General features: G+C 72.7%; 21 protein-coding genes and 2 pseudogenes. 12 read left to right on the top strand and 11 right to left on the bottom strand.

The features are described from left to right. Nucleotides 1–69: 69 nt before the first annotated feature. Nucleotides 70–309: a DUF4259 domain-containing protein gene (locus tag ETD85_RS31675; protein ID WP_138693474.1), complete on the bottom strand. Its 240-nt coding sequence runs from the start codon at nucleotides 307–309 to the stop codon at nucleotides 70–72. A 185-nt stretch (nucleotides 310–494) separates the two neighbouring features. Between ETD85_RS31675 and ETD85_RS31670 the strand changes: the two genes are divergently transcribed. From ETD85_RS31670 to ETD85_RS31660, 4 genes are all read left to right on the top strand, one after another. Further along, nucleotides 495–620, top strand: a complete 126-nt coding sequence (locus tag ETD85_RS31670) for a putative RiPP precursor (protein WP_138693473.1) — start codon at nucleotides 495–497, stop codon at nucleotides 618–620. 252 nt (nucleotides 621–872) lie between these two features. Then, nucleotides 873–1,010: a hypothetical protein gene (locus ETD85_RS63405; RefSeq protein WP_170246935.1), complete on the top strand. Its 138-nt coding sequence runs from the start codon at nucleotides 873–875 to the stop codon at nucleotides 1,008–1,010. Next, entirely contained in the window at nucleotides 1,010–1,672 is a 663-nt protein-coding gene (locus ETD85_RS31665) for a hypothetical protein (RefSeq protein WP_138693472.1), read from the top strand. The genes ETD85_RS63405 and ETD85_RS31665 overlap by 1 nt, the downstream gene beginning before the upstream one ends. 207 nt (nucleotides 1,673–1,879) lie before the next feature. Then, nucleotides 1,880–2,140 carry a hypothetical protein gene (locus ETD85_RS31660; RefSeq protein ID WP_138693471.1) on the top strand — a complete coding sequence of 87 codons (261 nt, stop codon included), beginning with the start codon at nucleotides 1,880–1,882 and terminating at the stop codon, nucleotides 2,138–2,140. Nucleotides 2,141–2,208: 68 nt separating this feature from the next. Here the strand turns inward: ETD85_RS31660 and ETD85_RS31655 are convergent, their stop codons facing one another. From ETD85_RS31655 to ETD85_RS31640, 4 genes are all read right to left on the bottom strand, one after another. Then, a complete protein-coding gene (locus ETD85_RS31655; RefSeq protein ID WP_138693470.1) occupies nucleotides 2,209–4,032 on the bottom strand; it encodes an AfsR/SARP family transcriptional regulator in 1,824 nt (607 codons plus the stop codon). A gap of 108 nt (nucleotides 4,033–4,140) precedes the next feature. Continuing rightward, nucleotides 4,141–4,725, bottom strand: a complete 585-nt coding sequence (locus tag ETD85_RS31650; RefSeq protein ID WP_138693469.1) for a GAF domain-containing protein — start codon at nucleotides 4,723–4,725, stop codon at nucleotides 4,141–4,143. A 54-nt stretch (nucleotides 4,726–4,779) separates the two neighbouring features. Further along, nucleotides 4,780–5,316 carry a dihydrofolate reductase family protein gene (locus ETD85_RS31645; protein ID WP_138693468.1) on the bottom strand — a complete coding sequence of 179 codons (537 nt, stop codon included), beginning with the start codon at nucleotides 5,314–5,316 and terminating at the stop codon, nucleotides 4,780–4,782. Between the two features lie 96 nt (nucleotides 5,317–5,412). After that, on the bottom strand, nucleotides 5,413–6,207 hold the full coding sequence (locus ETD85_RS31640; protein WP_240779563.1) for a lytic polysaccharide monooxygenase auxiliary activity family 9 protein: 795 nt from the start codon (nucleotides 6,205–6,207) through the stop codon (nucleotides 5,413–5,415). Between the two features lie 199 nt (nucleotides 6,208–6,406). Here ETD85_RS31640 and ETD85_RS31635 point away from each other — a divergent pair, with 199 nt between their 5' ends. Next, complete coding sequence (locus ETD85_RS31635) at nucleotides 6,407–6,889, top strand: hypothetical protein (RefSeq protein ID WP_138693467.1); 483 nt, start codon at nucleotides 6,407–6,409, stop codon at nucleotides 6,887–6,889. 133 nt (nucleotides 6,890–7,022) lie between these two features. Here ETD85_RS31635 and ETD85_RS64855 read toward each other — a convergent pair whose 3' ends face one another. The 4 genes and pseudogenes from ETD85_RS64855 to ETD85_RS31620 form a co-directional block, all read right to left on the bottom strand. Beyond that, entirely contained in the window at nucleotides 7,023–7,862 is an 840-nt protein-coding gene (locus ETD85_RS64855; RefSeq protein WP_206058792.1) for an MFS transporter, read from the bottom strand. Nucleotides 7,863–7,932: 70 nt separating this feature from the next. Then, nucleotides 7,933–8,298 (bottom strand): annotated as a pseudogene (locus tag ETD85_RS67595) (MFS transporter); the annotation flags it as partial. A 125-nt stretch (nucleotides 8,299–8,423) separates the two neighbouring features. Further along, on the bottom strand, nucleotides 8,424–8,660 hold the full coding sequence (locus ETD85_RS31625) for a helix-turn-helix domain-containing protein (RefSeq protein WP_138693466.1): 237 nt from the start codon (nucleotides 8,658–8,660) through the stop codon (nucleotides 8,424–8,426). 92 nt (nucleotides 8,661–8,752) lie between these two features. Beyond that, nucleotides 8,753–9,769: a helix-turn-helix transcriptional regulator gene (locus ETD85_RS31620; protein ID WP_240779562.1), complete on the bottom strand. Its 1,017-nt coding sequence runs from the start codon at nucleotides 9,767–9,769 to the stop codon at nucleotides 8,753–8,755. Nucleotides 9,770–9,882: 113 nt separating this feature from the next. Between ETD85_RS31620 and ETD85_RS31615 the strand changes: the two genes are divergently transcribed. Beyond that, the gene (locus tag ETD85_RS31615; protein ID WP_138693465.1) at nucleotides 9,883–11,007 is read left to right on the top strand and encodes a WD40/YVTN/BNR-like repeat-containing protein; all 1,125 of its coding nucleotides are present in this window, start codon (nucleotides 9,883–9,885) and stop codon (nucleotides 11,005–11,007) included. A 63-nt stretch (nucleotides 11,008–11,070) separates the two neighbouring features. Here the strand turns inward: ETD85_RS31615 and ETD85_RS31610 are convergent, their stop codons facing one another. Continuing rightward, entirely contained in the window at nucleotides 11,071–11,568 is a 498-nt protein-coding gene (locus tag ETD85_RS31610; protein WP_138693464.1) for a hypothetical protein, read from the bottom strand. A gap of 211 nt (nucleotides 11,569–11,779) precedes the next feature. Between ETD85_RS31610 and ETD85_RS31605 the strand changes: the two genes are divergently transcribed. Together ETD85_RS31605 and ETD85_RS31600 are read left to right on the top strand one after the other, a co-directional pair. Continuing rightward, nucleotides 11,780–13,402: an FAD-binding oxidoreductase gene (locus tag ETD85_RS31605; protein ID WP_138693463.1), complete on the top strand. Its 1,623-nt coding sequence runs from the start codon at nucleotides 11,780–11,782 to the stop codon at nucleotides 13,400–13,402. 107 nt (nucleotides 13,403–13,509) lie between these two features. Beyond that, nucleotides 13,510–14,649, top strand: coding sequence for a DUF418 domain-containing protein (locus ETD85_RS31600; protein WP_240779561.1), 1,140 nt, complete (start codon nucleotides 13,510–13,512; stop codon nucleotides 14,647–14,649). Between the two features lie 10 nt (nucleotides 14,650–14,659). Here ETD85_RS31600 and ETD85_RS31595 read toward each other — a convergent pair whose 3' ends face one another. Further along, a complete protein-coding gene (locus ETD85_RS31595) occupies nucleotides 14,660–15,961 on the bottom strand; it encodes a PLP-dependent aminotransferase family protein (RefSeq protein WP_138693462.1) in 1,302 nt (433 codons plus the stop codon). Between the two features lie 65 nt (nucleotides 15,962–16,026). Here ETD85_RS31595 and ETD85_RS67590 point away from each other — a divergent pair. From ETD85_RS67590 to ETD85_RS64845, 4 genes and pseudogenes are all read left to right on the top strand, one after another. Continuing rightward, nucleotides 16,027–16,158 (top strand): annotated as a pseudogene (locus ETD85_RS67590) (helix-turn-helix domain-containing protein); the annotation flags it as partial. Between the two features lie 302 nt (nucleotides 16,159–16,460). After that, complete coding sequence (locus ETD85_RS31585; protein ID WP_138693461.1) at nucleotides 16,461–16,802, top strand: LysR substrate-binding domain-containing protein; 342 nt, start codon at nucleotides 16,461–16,463, stop codon at nucleotides 16,800–16,802. 184 nt (nucleotides 16,803–16,986) lie between these two features. Continuing rightward, complete coding sequence (locus ETD85_RS31580) at nucleotides 16,987–17,508, top strand: hypothetical protein (protein WP_138693460.1); 522 nt, start codon at nucleotides 16,987–16,989, stop codon at nucleotides 17,506–17,508. Nucleotides 17,509–17,593: 85 nt separating this feature from the next. Continuing rightward, the coding region (locus ETD85_RS64845) for a hypothetical protein (protein ID WP_206058790.1) at nucleotides 17,594–17,821 on the top strand (228 nt) is incomplete at its 3' end.

The raw sequence follows: 17,821 nt of genomic DNA, 5'->3' as shown, positions 1-17,821 counted from the left end.
GACCCGTCCCCTCGCAGCGGATGAGCCGACTCCCGCGGCGGGCCGAGCCGGCCCCGCTCCCCTTCCGCTTCAGCGGCGCTCGGGAGCGGGGCCGGCGAGGTCGCCGCGCAGGCTCGTGACGACCGCCTGCGCCTGCGGCCAGTAGTCCGACTCCTCCCAGAGGGCCCGCCACTCCGAGTCGTCGGCGACGACCCGGTCCAGCGCCCGCCTGAGCAGCGCCGTACGCTCCCCCGCCGCCGCATCCTGCAGGCCGCCGCACCAGTCGGCGGCGGTGTCGTTGTCGAACGGCCCTACGTCCCATGTACCCATGGAGATCTTCTACCGGACCGCACCGACAGAACCCTCGGGAGCCGGCCCGCCGGGGAATCGGCGAGGAAGCGCCAGGGAAATGACGCCCGGCACGCTGGCGAATGTCACAAACAACGACGAGCCGAAGGAAGCCCCACCACAGACACTCCGCACAGTGCGCCACGGGCGCCCAGGAAAGGAACAGCATGAAGGAGATCACAGGCATGTACGAGGCGCCGCCCTTCGCGGAGGGCGGCGATTTCCCGGAGCTCACGCGGCTCCCCAGGAACGGCGACCGGGCCGACAGCACCTGGGGCTACTACTGGGACTGACCGCGCCTCTTCCGGCGGCCGTCCGAGCCGCCGGCCGAACTCCACCATCAGGCCAGACGACACGAGGCCGCCGGGATGACCCGGCGAACAGGGGCTGTTCAGGGGTCTCCACGGCGCGCCTCGCGGCCGGCAACCACCTACCATCCCTTTCAGGGACCTGCCGGCCGACCATCGCCGGCCCACCGCGCCCGGCACTGCCCCATCGGGCGCATCACGAATTCCCGGAATCGACCGGATCATGGAGTCGATGACATGAAATTCATCGTTCTCCCGGACGGCCCTGTGTCCGCCGAGCCACCCTTCCGCCTCGACCGCAAGATCGTCTATGCGATGGACGGCCTTGCCCCCGAGCCGGTGCCGGCCACGATGGGGCGACGGGAGGAGGGCTGATGCCCGGCATCGCGTGGCGCCCGCCGCGCACGTTGCTGTGGGCGTTCCTGGTGATCGTCCTGGGCGCGGGCCTCATCTGCGTCTTCTCCATCCTGCAGCACTCCACCATGAACGCCGCCGACCAGGCCGTCATGCTGGGCAGCGGGATGGAGATCCGCCTCGCCGAGTCCTCGCGGCCGGCCGTGCTGCCCGTCGTGGCGCTGTTCGCCCGGGACAGGGGCGGCCGGGAAGGGCCGGCCATCCCGTGGGTCGCACTGTCGGGGAACACGGCGGACCTCCCGTACGACCGGACCCTCGTCGAGACCGGGTCGCAGGCGGGCCAACGGACCCAGCAGGTCCTGCGCGCCATCGCCGGGATGGCGGAGCTCTTCAGGGTCGAGGGCGTCGCCGAGTCCCGGGACGCGTCCGTGGCCGGCACCTCCACGGAGGCCCCGGGCCTCGGCGTCCTCGCCGCGATCGTGGCCGGAGCCCTCCTGCTGCCGGCCGCCGTCAGCGCCCTGGTGCTGAGCGCGGCCGACCGCGCGGGCTTCCCGGCCACCTTGGGCGTTCTCGCCGCCTGTCGTCGGCCCCTCGCCCGCCCGGGTGGCCCTCGTCGTCCCGCACGCGGCGAGGGCCTCGTACGCCGCCTACCGGCGAGAGCGACCCCCAGCCCTGGCTCCTGAGAGCAGCAGCAGCGCAAGGAAGAGATGATCATGGAGGGAAGCCGATGGGCGGGATAGAGAGCCGGTCACGAGGCCGGGAGCTGTTCGACCTGGACGCCCATCCCCAAGATCGCCGGCCTGCTGCGCCCCGGCGGCTGGCTCGCCGCCTGGTGGACCGTCTACGGAGACCCGTCGCGGCCGGCGCCCTTCCGCGCCGCGCTCAACCGGGTGCTCCACCGGCACCGCCCGGCCGGCCGGCTCGGGACCATGGAGCCGCTCGACCACCACGCCTGGGTCACCGAGCTGAGCGGCACCGGCGCCTTCGACGACATCCGCGCCGAGAACATCCGCTGGTCGGCCAGCATGACCACCGAGCGGCTGGTCGGGCTGTACGCCACGTTCGCCGCCGTCCGCGAGCTGCCGCCCGAGCGCCGGGCCGCGCTCCTGGACGACATCGCCGGACGGCGGACGCGCTGGGCGGCGAGGTGACGGAGCACTACATCACGGCCGTCTACCTCGCGCACAGACGAGCCGCCTGACCGCCCGTACGGGAGCGGCTAGCTGCAGTACTGGCCGGCCGGGGCGAGCACGGCGGCGAGTGCGCGGATCACGGCGGCGTCCAGCTCGGCGATCGGATCCTCGGCCAGCGCCCGCGCCCGCGCATGCGCGAGCACCAGGTTGCCGCACCGGTACGTGGCCCCCAGCCCGTCCCCGACCCCGGGCACGGTGACGACGCGGGCGTCGATGAGCGCCTCGATCAGCTCCTCGGCCTCCTCCAGGGTGACCTCCAGGAGCCGGGACGCCTCCAGCAGGGAGAGCTCGGCGCTCCCGTAGTAGCCGATCAGGCGCAGCAGGGCCCGGGCGTCGGGCGGCAGGGCCTGGTAGCCGGCGTCGAGCGCGGGCCGCGCGTCCAGGTCGTCGTGGCGCAGCTCGCCCAGGATCCGATCACGATCCTCCAGGCGCGCGGCCAGGGTGGCGACTCGCCAGTGCGGTTTGGCCGCCAGCTTCGCGGCCGCGATGTCGAGCGCCAGCGGCAGGCCGCCGCACAGCTCGCTCACCCGCCGGGCGGCCTCGGGCTCGGCAGCCAGCCGGTGCGCGCCCGCGCCGCCGGCGAGCAGCGCCCACGCGTCATCGGGCGGCAGCTCCCCCAGCGGGATCCGCACGGCCTCGCGCAAGGAGGCCATGGACGCCCGGCCGGTCGCGATGAGGGCGCACGTCTCGCCGGCCGGGAGGAGCGGGCGGACCTGGGCCGCGCTGGTCACGTTCTCCAGCAGGATGAGGATCCGCCGGTCGGCGAGCAGCGTGCGCAGGCGGCCGCCACGCTCGTCGGGACGCTCGGGCACGCGCGTCTCGCCGAGCGCGCGCAGCATGCTCGGCACCGCGTCGGCCGGGACGGCGCTGTAGAGCGAGCCGTCCGGGAACATCTCCGCCGCCCGATGGGCCGCCTCCAGCGCCAGCGTGGTCTTGCCCGATCCGGCCGGGCCGGTGATGGCGACCGCGCGGCTGCCGTTCTCCAGCGCCGCCTGGATCCGCCGCAGCTCCGCCCCGCGACCGGCGATCCGTACCGGACGCCGGGGAATCTGCCGAGGCACCGGGCCATGGGCGCCCGAGCTGTAACCGCTCAGACCATGCTGCACGTGCGCACCCGTGCCGTACGCGCTCATGACGGGCTCCTGGCGGAGGATCTGCTCGTACAGCCGCCGCACCTCAAGCGACGGATCGATCCCCAGCTCCTCCGCCAGGTCCTCCCGAAGCCGGGTGTACGCGGCGATGGACTCTCCAGCGCGTCCAGCGCGATAACAAGCCACCATGAGCTGCCAGTGGAACCGCTCGCGCAGCGGATGCTCCTCGATCAGCCGCCGCAGCTCAGGGATGAGCTCGTCGTGCCGCCCGACCGCCAGGTCCGCCTCGATCCGATCCTGTACGGCGCCGAGCCGCCGCTCCTCCCACTCCACCGCCATCGAGCGGAAGACCTCGCTGTCCAGACCGGCCAGCGCGGGCCCCCGCCACAGCTTGAGCGCCGCACGCAGGAGCTCGGCCCGGAACGCCGGCCGCGCCGCCGAGCCCGCCCGCTCGATCAGGTCCCTGAACCGCCAGGCGTCCACCGCGTCGATGCCCGCGTCCAGCAGGTACGAGCCGTCGCGCTCGACCACGGCCACACGGTGCTTGCGCAACTCGCCCACACCACGATGGACCTGATTGCGCGCGCTCTTGGCGGGGCTCTCGCCGTACAGGCCGTCCACCAGGGAGTCGAGGCTGACGAGGCGGCCGGGCGACAGGAGCAGCCGAGCCATGACCGCTTTGGAGCGCTTGGTGGCGAGCCTGATCTCGCCGTCCCCTCTCCAGAGGGCCACCGTGCCCAGCAAGCCGAATTTCATCATCGCCACGTCCTTCGCCGAGATCCGTGGTTTCAAGATTCTCGGCGGCCCCCTATGGGGGACAACCCCTAAGGCCTCTACCCATAGTGGTGAGAGTCGCAGATTCAGGGGTTACCCAGGCGGGCAGGCGCGCAGCAGGCGACCCGCCCGCCGGGCGAGCGGCCACATGAGCCGCTGGCTCACCTCGGCGAACTGGCGTACCTCCCGGTAGTGGACCGACAGCATGCCCAGCATCGTGCCCGTCTCGTCCAGCAAGGGGGTGGAATGCACCGTGCGCACCCCGGCGCCCAGCAGGATCCGCAGCGTAGGGGTGCCGGCCAGGTCGGGGTCCAGCGCGACGTCGCGGACCATCATCGGCGCGATCTGCTTCATCGCCCGGCCGCACACCGAGCCGTCCTCGTCGCGTACGACCTCGAAGAAGCGCAGGAACGGCTCGCCGAACCCGCGCTGCGCGGCGATGCGCAGCCCCCCGGCCTCCGGGTCGGTCAGTTGCACGTTGCCCATGTCGGCGTCCGCCAGCTCGATCGCGGCGTCCAGCGTGGTTTCGGCGACCCGCTGCCGATCGGAGCTCAGCCCCAGGCCGGGATCCAGGAACACGCGCAGCGACGACCCCCGCGTGCCGGGCATCCGGTGGAATGCCCGGCTCGGCGGCGGCTGTTCGCGCGGCGGGTGCGCCGGCTCAAGAATGTCCATCATGTCTGATCCTGCCACTGCCGCCGCGTGGGTACGCCGCGCCCCCGACCCCCGGGGCTACTTCGGCCCGTACGTGAGCACCACGATGCCGGACTTGAAGCGCGTCGTCTCCAGCAGGTTCAGGTGGGTGACGTCCAGCTCGTCGAAGAGGCGGTCACCGCGGCCCGCGATGACGGGGAACGTCCAGAGGTGGAGCTCGTCGACCAGCCCGTTCGCCATCAGCGTGCGATCGAGCTCGCCGCTGCCGAACTTCAGGATGTTCTCGCCCGGCTGCCGCTTCAGCCCGGCCACGGCGGCGGCGACGTCCCCCTCGATCAGGGTGCCGTTCCAGTCGCCCGCCTCCGTCAGCGTGGTGGAGGCGACGTACTTGGGCAGGCTGTTGATCCGGTCGGTGTACGGGTCACCCGACCGCTGCCCCCACGCCTCGGCGAAGCCCTGGTACGTCTCGCGGCCCAGGAGCAACGCGTCGGAGGAGAAGAGCAGCTTGGCGGAGTAGTCGTTGTGCTCCTCGTCCCAGTACGGCGGCCCCCAGACCTCGGGCGAGCTGATGACCCCGTCCAGCGTCACGAACGTCGACTCGATGAGCTTCCTCATTGCGCACTCCTCCGGCTGACTGACTGATGGCCCCAGCCTGCCGGGACGCGCTTACGGTTTGCTGCCCATCCGCTTCAGGTGCCGCCGGATCCCCGGCTACCGCAGACGGCGCCGGCCGGCCCGGACGGCGATGGCGCCCGCCGTTCCGGCCCCTGCCACGAGCAGGATCGCCACGCCCGCCGGCCAGGGGAGGCCGCTCCCGCCCGCGGGCTGGGAGGCGGCGACGGGCCTGGCCGGCGCGCTGGTGGCCCGGCCGCTGAAGATCACATCGGAGCAGGAGTAGTAGGTGTCCGGCGTGTCGGAGTTCTGCCAGATCGTGTAGATCAGGTGGCGGCCGGTCCTGCCGCTGGGGAGCCGGCCGGTGAAGGTGTACGAGCCGTCCACCAGCTTCGGGTCGGTGACCTTGACGAAGGGTTTGCGCTCCAGATCGGCCCACTTCAGCGGCTTGGCCGGGTCGTAGCCGGGCTTGGTGACGTAGAGCCGGAAGGCGCCGCGGTGCGCGATCGTGCCGCGGTATTTGAAGGTGTGGCGGGCGCCCGGCTTCAGCGTCGTGGCGGGCCAGTCGGCGCGGGCGAGGTCGAGGCCCCTGAAACCGGGCAGGCCGCCGCTGCACAGCTTGCCGTCCGGGATCACCGCGCGGTCCCTGCCCGCCACGTTCGCAACCCGGAGGTTGTCCCATTCGCCGGGGATGGCGGAGCCGCGCACTTTCGCCGCCGCGCGGCAGGCCGCCGCCTTCGCCGTCAACGAGCTGTCCGCGCCGCACGCCGCCGCCCGGCTGAGCGGGCTCTCCAGCGCGCCGTGCGCCCCGGCCGGCCCGGCCAGTCCGGCGAGCAGGGCCGCCGCCAGCAGCAGCCCGGCGCCCGCTCGCCCGCCCATGATCCGCTGCCGCACGTGACCGCCACCCTCCGCGCCTCGTCCTGCAAGGAGGTACGGGCTCGCGGCCGCGCGGGTTCAGCCGGCGCGCGCCATGGCACGGACATGCCGCAACGCGGCTGCAACGGCGTCCGGAACCATCGGAGCAACGGACGGGCGGGGGACCGCCCCGGATGCGAGGAGTGATCGATTCATGCCCACTTCGACTCTGCCAAGGGTGCGAGCGCGATGGGCGGCCTGCGTCGCCGCGCTCGCCACGGTGGCCGCGCTCGCCGGCCTCGGACCGGCGACCCCGGCGCACGCCGCGGTGCCGCCCGAGGTGATCATCGCGGACACGTTCGCCACCAGGACCGTGACCGGCAACGCGGCGGCCACCTTCCAGTTCAGCGTCCCCGCCGGGCACTGGACGGCGGTGGCGACGCTGACGGCCCGCAACAACACGGCGACGGCGGCGCCGCTGACCTGCACCTTACTGATCATCAGTGACAACAGCACGAACAACACCGGCGTCGCCTCAACGGTGCTCCCCAACGGCCAGCTCGCGAGCCTGTCCACCGGCACGGCGCGCACCGTGCTGACCTCGGGGGTGGTCCGGCTCGTGTGCCAGGCCACGTCGAGCACCACCACCAACATGTCGGTGTTCCACGTGAACATCATGGCGTCCAAGGCCAACGCGCTCACCAGGGTGAACCTCGGCTGAGCCGCCCTCAGGTCCCGTGAGGGGGGCCGGGCCGGCGTACCCGATCGTCAGGGACGCCGGCCCCGGTCGCCGGCGGTGACACGGGCGAGGACGACCGGCGGGTGGCGCTCGCAGCGGCTGACCGGGAAGCCTGTCACGAGCGGCCGACGCGGCGCAGCGAGCGGTCGGCGACGGTCACGGCCAGGAACAGCACGGCGACGGCCAGCAGCAGCCGGGCGAGGTCATGCAGCCCGCCGGTGGTGGCGCCGTCCCGGTAGAAGGCGGCGTTGGCGGCGGAGGCGGCCAGCGCGCCGAGATACATGAACGTGCGCAGCAGCCCGGCCGACGACCCCATCCTGGCCGGGTCGGACTGGGCGTAGAGGGCGTTCTGGTTGGCCAGGCCGTTGAGGCCCTGCGGGATGCCGACGACCGCGCCGAGCACCGCGAGCAGCCAGATCGGGCTGGCGGAGTCGATCAGCAGCAGGGCGGCGCAGCCGAGGATCTGCACGAGGCCGCCCGTCACGAGCTTGCCGCGCACCTCGGGGCGGCGACCGGTGACGGCCGTGACGGCGATGGCGGCTCCCGACATCGGCAGCAGGACGAACCCGGCGGCGGACGGGCTGAGCGAGCGGCCCTCCTCCAGCCACTGGGTGAAGCCGTACATGAAGGCGTAGGAGGTGACGAAGGCCAGGAGCTGGCGGGCGTAGGTGGCCAGCAGCGGGGCGTTGCCGCCCAGGACCCGCAGGTCGAGGAACGGGGTCCGGGCGCGCAGCTCGCGCGCCACGAAGGCGGCGCCCAGGACGGCGGTGAGCACGGGCAGGTACCAGCGGCCCGGCTCGGGGTCCATCAGGAACAGCATGAACGCGGTGAGCACGCCGGCGAACAGCGCCATGCCCGCCACGTCGATGCGCTCGCCCCGCCCGTCCTTCGCGAGCGCGGCCGAGCGCGGCAGCCGCCGGGCGCCCAGGACGAGGCAGGCCACCGAGAGAGGCACGTTGACCGTGAATCAGGTGCCAGCCGCCGGCCCCGATCAGCAGCCCGCCAAGAGGCGGCCCGAGGACGGCGACCACCTGGTTGGAGATCGACAGGGCGGCCAGGATGCCGCTGGGGCTGGTCGTGCCGGTCCGTTCCGACTCGCTGCGCAGCAGGAACATCGACGCCGGGTACGCGGCCGACGTGCCGAGGCCCAGGAGCACCCGGGAGACGACCAGCACCCACAGCTCGGGGGCGAACATGCCGATCAGCCCGGCGACACCCACCATCGCCGTGCCCGTCAGGTACAGCGGGCGGGGGCCGAAGGCGTCCACCAGGCGGCCGATGACGGGCTGCCCGACGGTGGTGGCGAGGTAGAGGGCGGTGATCAGCCAGGCGGTCTGGGACGGTGGCGCGTCGAAGGCCCGGCCGATCGGGATGAGGGCCACGGCGAGCATCGAGGAGTTGATCGGGTTGAGCACCGAGCCGAGGGTCATCGGCGCGATCAGCCTGCGGTCGAACCCGCCGCCCGCCGGGCGGCGCAGGGCACCCCAGCGCGTGGACAGCCGCGTGGACAGGCGGGTCACGAGTGCGCCACGTCGTCCAGCAGTCCCATCACCTCGATGACGGCGCGCAGCTGGTCCTCGTCGCACCGCTCCCGCAGGGCCCTGGCCAGCCACTCCTCGCGTGCCCTGCGGTCGCCGAGCCGCCGCTCGCGCCCCTGGTCGGTGAGGGTTACGAGCTGGCGGCGGCCGTCGGCGGGGTCGGGATGCCGCTGCACGAGCCCGCCGAGCTCCAGCGTCATGACGATCTTCGCCATGGACTGCGGGCGGCAAGTCCATCCCTTATGTCCACTTTTATGACATTAAATCCGACAGCCTGAACTGTACAGTTTGAGGTGCGTAATCTTGGTCACAGCTCTCCCCACCAGCCGCGCCGCGCGGCGAGCAGCCCGGCCTGGAACCGGGTGCGCGCACCGAGCCGCTCCATCAGCTCGCTGACCCGCCGGTGCACCGTACGCAGGCTCACCCCGAGCTGGCGCGCCACCGCCTCGTCCTTGAGCCCGGCCGCCAGCAGCGTGAACAGCTCGGGGTCGGGCGAGCCCGCCGGAGCGGCGACGCCCTCGGCGGGCCTGGCGGGCAGCGGCAGCGACGAGCGCCACAGCACCTCGAAGAGCGTGACCAGCGCGTCGAGCAGCGTCGAGGAGTGGACGACGACCGCGCTGTCGGCATGGGCGGCGGCGTCGGTGCCCAGCGGCAGGATCGCGGTGCGCCGGTCGGCGATGGCCAGCTTCATGGGCACCTCGGAGCTGATCCTGGCCTGCTCGCCGGCCGCGGCCGACTCCTGGGCCAGGCGCAGCTTGCCGGGGATCTCCAGGGCCGACACGTCGTAGATGCCGCGGACGAGCACGCCGCGTTCGAGGCGTTCCAGCTCGGCGACGTTCTGCTGGGTCGGGTCCTGGGCGTACGGCGGCCGGTCCAGCACCAGCAGCTCCTCGGTGGCGCACTGCTGCAGCTGCGCGAATCGCTGCACCACAGCCGCCTGCCCCTGCACGACCTCGACCAGCTCCTCCGGCGCCAGGTTCTCCATCCGGGGCGTCTCGGCGAGCAGCGCGAGCGCGGCCAGCCGGGCCTGGGCCAGCCCCTCCTCCCTGCGCGAGATGAGGGCGGCCACCGCGACATCCGGGCGGATCGGCAGGAACCGGACAGGACGTCCCGCCATGCGGCTGACCAGGCCCAGCGCCTCCAACCGGGAGAACCCCCGGCGCAGCGCCACCGTCGTGCGGCCGGTGCGCTCGGCGAGCTCGGGCAGGGTCGCGCGCGGGTGGCGCAGCAGGTCTCGGTAGATTCGTTCGTCATCGGCGTCGACCCCGACGGCCGACAGCCCGTTGTCCTCGGCGTTCATGATCGACAAGCTTGTCAGATCCATGCAATGTCGTAAACCTGCCAACCGTTTCGGCTAGCTTCGGCGATCTACTCCCCGATAGGACGGGACATGGGACCTTCCGACGTCCCACCAGCTCGGCCTATCGAGGAGACATTGTGAACAAGGTGCTCACCATCGGACTGGCGACCGCGCTCGCGGTCCTGTCCGCGGCCGGGCCAGCCGCCGCGGACCCGGAGCAGGCCGGCGACGGCTTTGACGGCTTCAGCCGGTGGCGGCAGCCGGCCTGTGAGACGGTCACGGGTGACGGAACTGTGACGTACACCCGGAATGAGGGCCAGACGCTCGCGCCGACCAGCAAGGTGCTGGAGCCGATCGTCTACACCACCGGGCTGATCGCCCTCGACCGCCCCAACCAGTTGCTCGCGCTGTCGAACAACGTGCTGTCGCGCTCCGATGACGCCGGCTGCACGTGGGCGCCGGTGAGCAAGGTGAACGGCTCGCACATCGAGCTGGTGGCGGCGCGCGGCGACCGGGCCTACGCCTGGGACCGGGACGGCAACGTCTCGGCCGTCACGCCCGGCGGCGCGGCCCCGCTCACGTCGCCGTCCGGCGAACTGGTCGGGCTCGGCGCCGACCGGCTGCGCGCCGACCGCCTGCGGGTGGCCGACGGGGACGGACAGCTCCACGAGTCGAAGGACGGCGGGCGTACGTGGCGGCCCGTCGGGGTGCCGGCCTGGCCGGACAGCGAGCTGCTCATGGTGTACACGGCGGTGTTCGACCCGTACAACCTGAACCACGTGGTGCTGGGCGGCTCCGGCACCGGCGCCCGGGTCACCTACGACGGCGGCCGTACGTGGAGCACGGCCGCCGGGCTGGGCGACCGGGTCAACGTGTTCAGCGCGGCGATCTCCCCCGCGGCGCCCAACGTGGTGTACGCGATGGGGCTCAACCTGGCGGAGCTGGACGCGGGCGTGCCCTCGGGCGGCCGGCACATCTACCGCTCGCTCGACGGCGGCCGGCACTTCACCCCGGTCGTGGACCACGGCAACGACGTCACGCTGCCCAACGGCCCGCTGATCGCCGCCCACCCGACGGACCCCGGCGTGGTGTACTTCACGTTCGGGACCGGCTGGTCGGGGACCGGCACGGACATCTACACCTACGACTCGCGCCGGAACCGGGTCACCACGCGGCACAACAACTACGACCGGGTCACGTCCATCACGTTCAACCCGTCGAACCCGAAGGTGATGTACCTGGGGGTGTCGGAGGAGGTCTGACCCACGACGGCAGCGCTCACCTCCATGACGAGGGTGAGCGCTGCCGTGCCGTTTCGCCGGGTGTCACTTCGACAGGTAGAGGGTCTTCCAGGTGCCGGCGTACAGGCAGGTCAGCGAGGGCTTGGCGGTCTTGCCTCCGGCGCAGACCTTGAGCTCGACCTGGTAGACGTCGTGGTGCTCGAACGAGAAGCGCTTGGCGGTCCGGTAGGTGCAGTCGCGGACGCTGTGGTGCTTGAACGGCAGGTTGTTCTTCGCGTCCCGGTAGGTGATGCGGAAGACGGCCCAGCCGCAGGTGGCGGACTTGCGGGTCTGGTCGTACACCTTGCCGGAGACCTTCAGCACGGAGGCGGCCGGGATGTCGGCGTGGTCCTCGCCGGTGGCGGTCAGCGTGCCCGCGGCCCTGGCGGCGTGCCCGGGAGCGTAGTAGGGGCCCCATGCCTTGGCGGCTGAGCCCGCAGCCGAGTCCGCGGCGGGCGTCGCGGCCTGGGCTGCGGCGGTGGTGATCGTGAGGGTCGCGGTGGCGGCGATGGCCAGGACGGCTAGGCTGCGGCTGATCGTCATCGGGGGGCGATCCTTTCCTGGTGGGATGACCGCAGTGTGCAAGGGACCGATTTCAAGCCACTTGCCGGAAAGAAGCTTCCGCTTTCAACTTTCTTGCCGGGACAGGTGTAGCTACCTACACCCGCGCCGTACGCCTGGCTGCATTCTCCGGATCCGGCCCCGCTTCTAGCGTGAGTCGCGTACCTCCGGACGAGCACCAGGGATGGGGACCATGGGCAAGGTCACACGCCGCGGATTTCTCGGCGGCACGGCGGCACTGGGCGGCACGGCCGTGGCGGCGGGCTTGACCCCGGCCGCGCGGGCGGCGACGGAGGGTCAGGTCTTCGGCCCGGTCGTCGTACGGCCGGGCGACCCCCGCTACGAGGACCTGGCGGTCCGCAGGACGAACCAGCGCTTCCGCCACGAACCCGAATACTTCTGCTTGGCCGGCTCCACGGAGCAGGTCGTCGCGGCCGTGACCGAGGCCGTCCGCGCGAACCGCCGGGTGACCGTGCGCAGCGGCGGCCACTGCTACGAGAACTTCATCGGCGACGGCTCGCAAGTGGTGATCGACCTGTGCGAGATGTCGGAGGTGTACTTCGACGAGAAGCGCGGCGCCTTCGCCATCGAGGCCGGGGCCACGCTCATGCAGGCCTATCGCGAGCTCTATCTCGGATGGGGTGTCACCATCCCCGGCGGCCAATGCGGGGGCGTGGCCGCCGGGGGGCACATCGCGGGCGGCGGGTACGGCCCGCTGTCGCGCCGCCACGGCCTCACCGTGGACTACCTGGAGGCCGTCGAGGTCGTGGTGGTCGACCGGTCGGGACGGGCCCGCGCGGTGGTGGCGAGCAGGAACCCGGCGGACCCCAACCACGACCTGTGGTGGGCGCACACGGGCGGCGGCGGCGGGAACTTCGGCATCGTGACCCGCTACTGGATGCGCGACCCGGCCGCCCGGGGCGACGACCCGGGCAAGCTGCTCCCCCGGCCGCCCGCCACGGTGCTGTCCGGCGTCGCCATCTGGTCCTGGAACGGCATGACCAAGGAGTCGTTCCGCCGGCTGCTGCGCAACCACGGGGAGTGGCACGTGCGCAACAGCGAGCCGGGCAGCCCGTACGCCTCGCTGTGGGGGTCGCTGCTGATCCCCGGGCGGCAGCCGGGCGACGATCCCGGCGGGATCGTCATGCCCACCCAGATCGACGCCGGCGTGCCCGGCGCCGAGCAGCTCCTGCGCGACCACTTCGCCGCCGTGGCCGAGGGGGTCACCCCCGAGGTGTACGTGCCGCCGTTGCAGCGCGACCCGTGGTTCCAGGCGGTGCGCACGCTGTCGCTCGGCGCCGAGTCGGAGTCGGGCCGCTACAAGGGCAAGTCCGCGTACCTGCGCAGACCGTTCACCGACGAGCAGGCGGACGTGGCCTTCGACCACCTGGGGACGGCCGGTGAGGTCTCGCGGACCGGGATGCTCTGGCTCCTGTCGTACGGGGGCCGCGTCAACACCGTCCGCCCGGCCGCCACCGCGACGGTCGAACGCGAGTCGGTGCTGAAGGTGCTGCACCTGGCCACCTGGGAGGCGGGCCAAGACGGCGCGGCGCAGCTCGCGTGGGTGCGCGAGCTGCATCGCAAGACGTTCGCGGCCACCGGAGGGGCGCCGGTGCCCGGTGGCGCCTGCGGCGGCGCGTACATCAACTACCCCGACGTGGACCACGCCGATCCCGCCTGGAACACCTCGGGCGTGCCGTGGTCCACGATCTACTACGGCGCCAACTACGCGCGCCTGCAGCGGGTGAAGGCCCGCTTCGACCCGCGCGACGTGTTCCGCCACGCCCTGTCGGTCCGGCCGCCCGGCGGCTCCTGACCGCTCGGGACCACGTCCCCGGGAGGACCCGGTACATCGATGGATGTACGGCTGTTTTCCCCTGTGCGGACGAGCCCGGCGGCCGATCACGGGGTGAGGCTGGAAAGGTGAACAGACGCATCGACGCATTGGACGTGCTGCGCGGGGTGGCCATCCTGGGCACCCTAGGCACCAATATCTGGATTTTTACTGATCCAGGGGGTCCTGCGGGCTTCATGGCGACCTGGGGTGCTTCCGGGGCGGTGGAGACGTTCCTGCGGTTCCTCACGAACGGCAAGTTCCTGGGGCTGCTGACGCTGCTGTTCGGGATCGGGCTGGAGCTGCAGTACCGGAGCGCCGTGCGTAAGGGGCTGGCCTGGCCCGGCCGGTATCTGTGGCGGGCCGCGCTGCTGTTCGCCGAAGGGGTGCTGCACTTCGTCCTGATCTTCGAGTTCGACGTGCTGATGGGGTACGCGCTGACATCGGTGATCGTCGCGTACCTGATCGGGCGGAGCGAGCGCGCGGTCACGGCGTGGATGGTCGCCGCGGGCGCGCTGCACGTCGCGCTGGTCAGCCTGCTGACGCTGGCCCTTCTGGCCGCCGGCGGCGGGACCTCCGGAGGCGCCGCGGGCGGGCTCTTCGCCGAGGGGAGCTGGCCCGAGCAGGTCGCCGCCCGGCTGCAGAACCTCGCCGTCTACCGGGCCGAGCTGATCTTCATCATTCCCATGGGGATCGTGCTGTTCCTGCTCGGCGCGCGGCTGCTGCGCGCGGGCGTCTTCGAGCCCGGCGAGGGCGGCGCGCGGCTGCGCAGGAGGCTGGCCGTCCTCGGCCTGGGCGTCGCCGCGCCCCTGAACCTGGCCACCGCCTACGCGGGCCCCGCCTGGTTCGCCGTCGACCGGTACCTCCTCCCGCCGCTGGTCGCCCTCGGCCTGCTCGGGCTGATCACCTCGATCGTGCTCGGCCTGCGCGGCGCCCCCGGGCGGCTGCGCACCGCGCTCAGCGACGTCGGCCGGGCGGCGCTGTCCTGCTACGTCCTGCAGAACCTCGTCGCGAGCGCCCTCTGCTACGGCTGGGGCCTGGGGCTGGCCACCCGCCTCGACCCCGCGCGCCCGTGGTGGGTTCCGGTGGCGTGGGCGGGCATCTGCCTGCTGTTCATGACGCTCGCCACGCTGTGGTTGCGCCGGTTCCGGCGGGGGCCGCTCGAACTGGCCTGGCAGTGGGCGTACCAGGCGCCCTGGTCGCGGCGCGCCGCGGACGCCACGACCTGAGCCGGTGCGGTCAGCCGGACGTGGGCCCGAACAGCAGGAGCCGGACGGCGTCCTCGCCGGTCAGCGCGCTCGCCGCCCGGTCGAGCGAGTCGTCCACGGCGGCGGCGAAGGCGTCCGGACCGCCCAGGACGGCGATCGTCTCCGGCGGCAGGAACTTGATCAGCAGCGCCGCCGTGCCCGGTGGCAGGCCCGCGAAGTGCACGGTCAGCAGGCCGTGGTCGCGCAGCAGCGCCATCGCGAGCAGGGCGGTGGCCTCGATGGGTGCCGGCGTCACCGCCCCGCCCCCGGCCCGGCGGGACAGCTCGGCGGCGACGGCCTCGCCGGGGATGCGAGTGATGAACGGGGTCTCCTCGACCAGCGCGTCCCCCAGCCGGGCCCGCAGGGCCGCGCCCACCTCGCGGGTGGAGCCGACCAGCTCGCGGACGCGCTCTGGCCGGTAGGACTCCAGGCAGTTCGCGACGGCGGGATAGAGCACCGGCCGGCACTCCGTGCCCAGCTCGTAGCAGCGGGCCCGGACCCGGGCGACGAGATCGGCCCGCCCGCCGAGCAGGCCCACGCGGGGGCCGATCACCCCGTACTTGTCCAGGCCGGTGGCGCCGAGGTCGGCGCCGAGCTCCAGCGTGCGCGGCTGGCCGGCGACCGCCGGGCCGACCCGCGCGCCTCCGGCGTCGTCCACGACGACCACCGCGCCGCGCGCGTGCGCGAGCTCGACCACGCGCCGCAGGTCGTCCTCGCCGAGGATGTCGTACGTGACCGCCAGCCGGGTCAGCGTCACCACCGAGACCTCGGGATGCTCGCGCAGCGCCGCCTCGAACCCGGCCGCCCCCACCGTGTCCACGAAGTGCCCGCCCGCGTCGCGGACCGCTCGCACGATGGCCGGGTGGCTGTAGGCGGGCGAGACGCCGATGACCGTGGCGCCGGGCCGCACGGTCACCTGCATGGCCGCGAACAGGGCCGCCGTCAGCCGGTTCGTCACCATGACGTCGTCCAGGTCCGCGGTCCCGCCCAGGTGGGCCAGGCCCAGGTCGCGCACCCGCTCCCCGTACAGCGCGCCGCTCCACTCGTCGTCCAGGTCGCCGCTGTCCTGCTGGGGCAGCCCCCGTTCGAGCCCGCTGACGTTGTGCAGCCCGGCGCCCTCGGCCCGCCTGCGCCGGATGTGCCGCCACGCCTCGGCCTGCTTGCGCAGGTGGGCCTCGGTGCCGGTCAGGAAGGCCCCGGGCTCGTACGGCAGCCCGTCGGAGGAGCTCCGGTCCTGGATCTGTTCGGCCGCGGTCATCGCGCCGCCCTTCTGCTGGTCGGAGATCTCCAGCACAACAGACCCCCACCTGACGGGACAAGCTCAACAATCTCCCGTTGATCGTTCGATATCGTGCACCAATGACGCTGCCGGTTCCGGCCCTGCGCCTGCTGCACGAGCTGCGGCTGCGCGGGACGCTCACGGCCGCGGCCGAGGCCCTGCACCTGTCGCGCTCGGCGGCCAGCCACCAGCTCGCCGCGTTGCAGCGCGGCGTCGGCGTGCCGCTGACCGAGAAGGTCGGCCGCGGCCTGCGGCTCACCGAGGCCGGACAGGTGCTCGCGCTGCGGGCGGAGCGGGTGCTCGCCGAGATCGAGGCCGCCGGGGCCGCCGTCGAACGGCTCAGCGGCACCCTGTCGGGCACGGTCCGCGTCGGGCTGGTGCAGACTCTGGCGATCAACGTGCTGCCGCGGCTGCTGACCGGCCTCGCCGGGGAGCACCCGCTGCTCCGGGTGGAAGGCCGCAGCCTGGTCGCCGAGGACTCCGCCATCATGGTGGCGTCCGGGCAGATCGATCGGTGCCGCTCGCCGAGCTGGCCGGTGAGCGCTGGATCGCCGGCGAGGCAGGCACCTACTTCGGCCAGCTCGCCGAGGCGCTGTGCCGCCAGGCGGGCCTCGTTCCCGACGTCGTGCACCGCAGCAGCGACTCCGCCGTCGTGGCCGCGCTGGTCGCGGCCGGTCACGGGATCGCGTTCATCCCCGCCCTGGCCCACCTGCACCAGCATCCGCGGGTACGGGTCATCGACGTCGTGGCCGAGCACGCCGGTCGCGACATCGTGGCGCTGCTGCGTCCGGGCAGCGAGGGACGGCCCGCCGTACAGGCGGTCCTGCATGCCCTGGAACGGGCCTCGCGAGCGTGACGCTCCGGCGCGGGCCTGTCCCCGGCTCTTGAGACCGGCCTCAAGCGATCGCTGTCAGCCGCCACCCGCACGTATCAGCGCCGCGTCAGCCGGCTGGTAGCCACGGTCGGCATCGTCTTCCTCATCACCCCCCGGCGGGGTTCGGCAGGAACCCCGCCGAGCACACCGATGAGGAGAACCCACCATGATCGCCTTCGCCGCCGTCCTGCAACTGCTCATCGCCCTGGCCTTCATCAGCATCCCGCTGGTGCGCCACCGCTACGGCCCCGCCGCGAAGGACGCCGCCGAGGCCGAGCTGCGTCGTCAGGGCGTCCCCGTCAGCGTCCTCGCGGAGAACAAGCTCAGCTTCGACGCCAGCGGCCACGAAACGGCGGTCCCCGCCACCGTCGCGCTGATCATGACGGCCCTGGCCGTCCTGAACCTCGCCGGGAACCACTGGGGCCAGACCCTGTCCTGGGTCTTCCAGCCGATCGTCCTCGTCGGCAACTTCCTCATCCTCCACAGCCAGCTCACCGCCGCCAAGTCGGTGCGGGCGGCCTTCGACCGCAAGGGCGACCCGACGCTCCAGCGCATCGACATCCGGGCCCTGCTCGCCGCGGCCGAGAGCGCCTTCCCCACCTGGGTCATGCCCATCCTGCAGAACATCCGGCACACGGTGGTCATCGGCGGCTGCCTCCTCGTCATCGCCGCGCTGATCCTCGGTTGAGCACCGGACGGCGCCGGGCTGCTCACGGCCACGACGAGGGCGACGCGGAGGCTCATGAGGGCGTACTCGGCCTCCCCCGGAGCCTGTGGCATCGCCGGTACGGGTGATTCCGTTCCTCGCTCCCACGAGCGAGCGGGAATCCGTCGCACCGGCGATCCGCTGGGACGGCGTGCTCGACAAGATGGTCCACATCGCAGCACGACCCCTCTCACCTGGAGATATCCCGATGAAGCTCGCTGTCGCCTGCCTTGCGCTCGCCACGACGTTCGTGACCCTTCCCGCCCAGGCGGCCACCCGGCCCACGAGCCTGAGC

It is taken from the genome of Nonomuraea zeae (genome assembly GCF_005889725.1).
GTDB lineage: Bacteria > Actinomycetota > Actinomycetes > Streptosporangiales > Streptosporangiaceae > Nonomuraea > Nonomuraea zeae.
Note: the sequence above shows the minus strand (reverse complement) of the source record. Positions and strands in the feature narration are given on the sequence as shown.

Bases quoted from the DNA above. Each gene is read 5' to 3' on its own strand.
- ETD85_RS31675 (WP_138693474.1), bottom strand. From the start codon at position 309: ATGGGTACATGGGACGTAGGGCCGTTCGACAACGACACCGCCGCCGAC.
- ETD85_RS31670 (WP_138693473.1), top strand. From the start codon at position 495: ATGAAGGAGATCACAGGCATGTACGAGGCGCCGCCCTTCGCGGAGGGC.
- ETD85_RS63405 (WP_170246935.1), top strand. From the start codon at position 873: ATGAAATTCATCGTTCTCCCGGACGGCCCTGTGTCCGCCGAGCCACCC.
- ETD85_RS31665 (WP_138693472.1), top strand. From the start codon at position 1,010: ATGCCCGGCATCGCGTGGCGCCCGCCGCGCACGTTGCTGTGGGCGTTC.
- ETD85_RS31655 (WP_138693470.1), bottom strand. From the start codon at position 4,032: ATGATGAAATTCGGCTTGCTGGGCACGGTGGCCCTCTGGAGAGGGGAC.
- ETD85_RS31650 (WP_138693469.1), bottom strand. From the start codon at position 4,725: ATGATGGACATTCTTGAGCCGGCGCACCCGCCGCGCGAACAGCCGCCG.
- ETD85_RS31645 (WP_138693468.1), bottom strand. From the start codon at position 5,316: ATGAGGAAGCTCATCGAGTCGACGTTCGTGACGCTGGACGGGGTCATC.
- ETD85_RS31625 (WP_138693466.1), bottom strand. From the start codon at position 8,660: ATGGCGAAGATCGTCATGACGCTGGAGCTCGGCGGGCTCGTGCAGCGG.
- ETD85_RS31620 (WP_240779562.1), bottom strand. From the start codon at position 9,769: ATGGATCTGACAAGCTTGTCGATCATGAACGCCGAGGACAACGGGCTG.
- ETD85_RS31610 (WP_138693464.1), bottom strand. From the start codon at position 11,568: ATGACGATCAGCCGCAGCCTAGCCGTCCTGGCCATCGCCGCCACCGCG.
- ETD85_RS31605 (WP_138693463.1), top strand. From the start codon at position 11,780: ATGGGCAAGGTCACACGCCGCGGATTTCTCGGCGGCACGGCGGCACTG.
- ETD85_RS31580 (WP_138693460.1), top strand. From the start codon at position 16,987: ATGATCGCCTTCGCCGCCGTCCTGCAACTGCTCATCGCCCTGGCCTTC.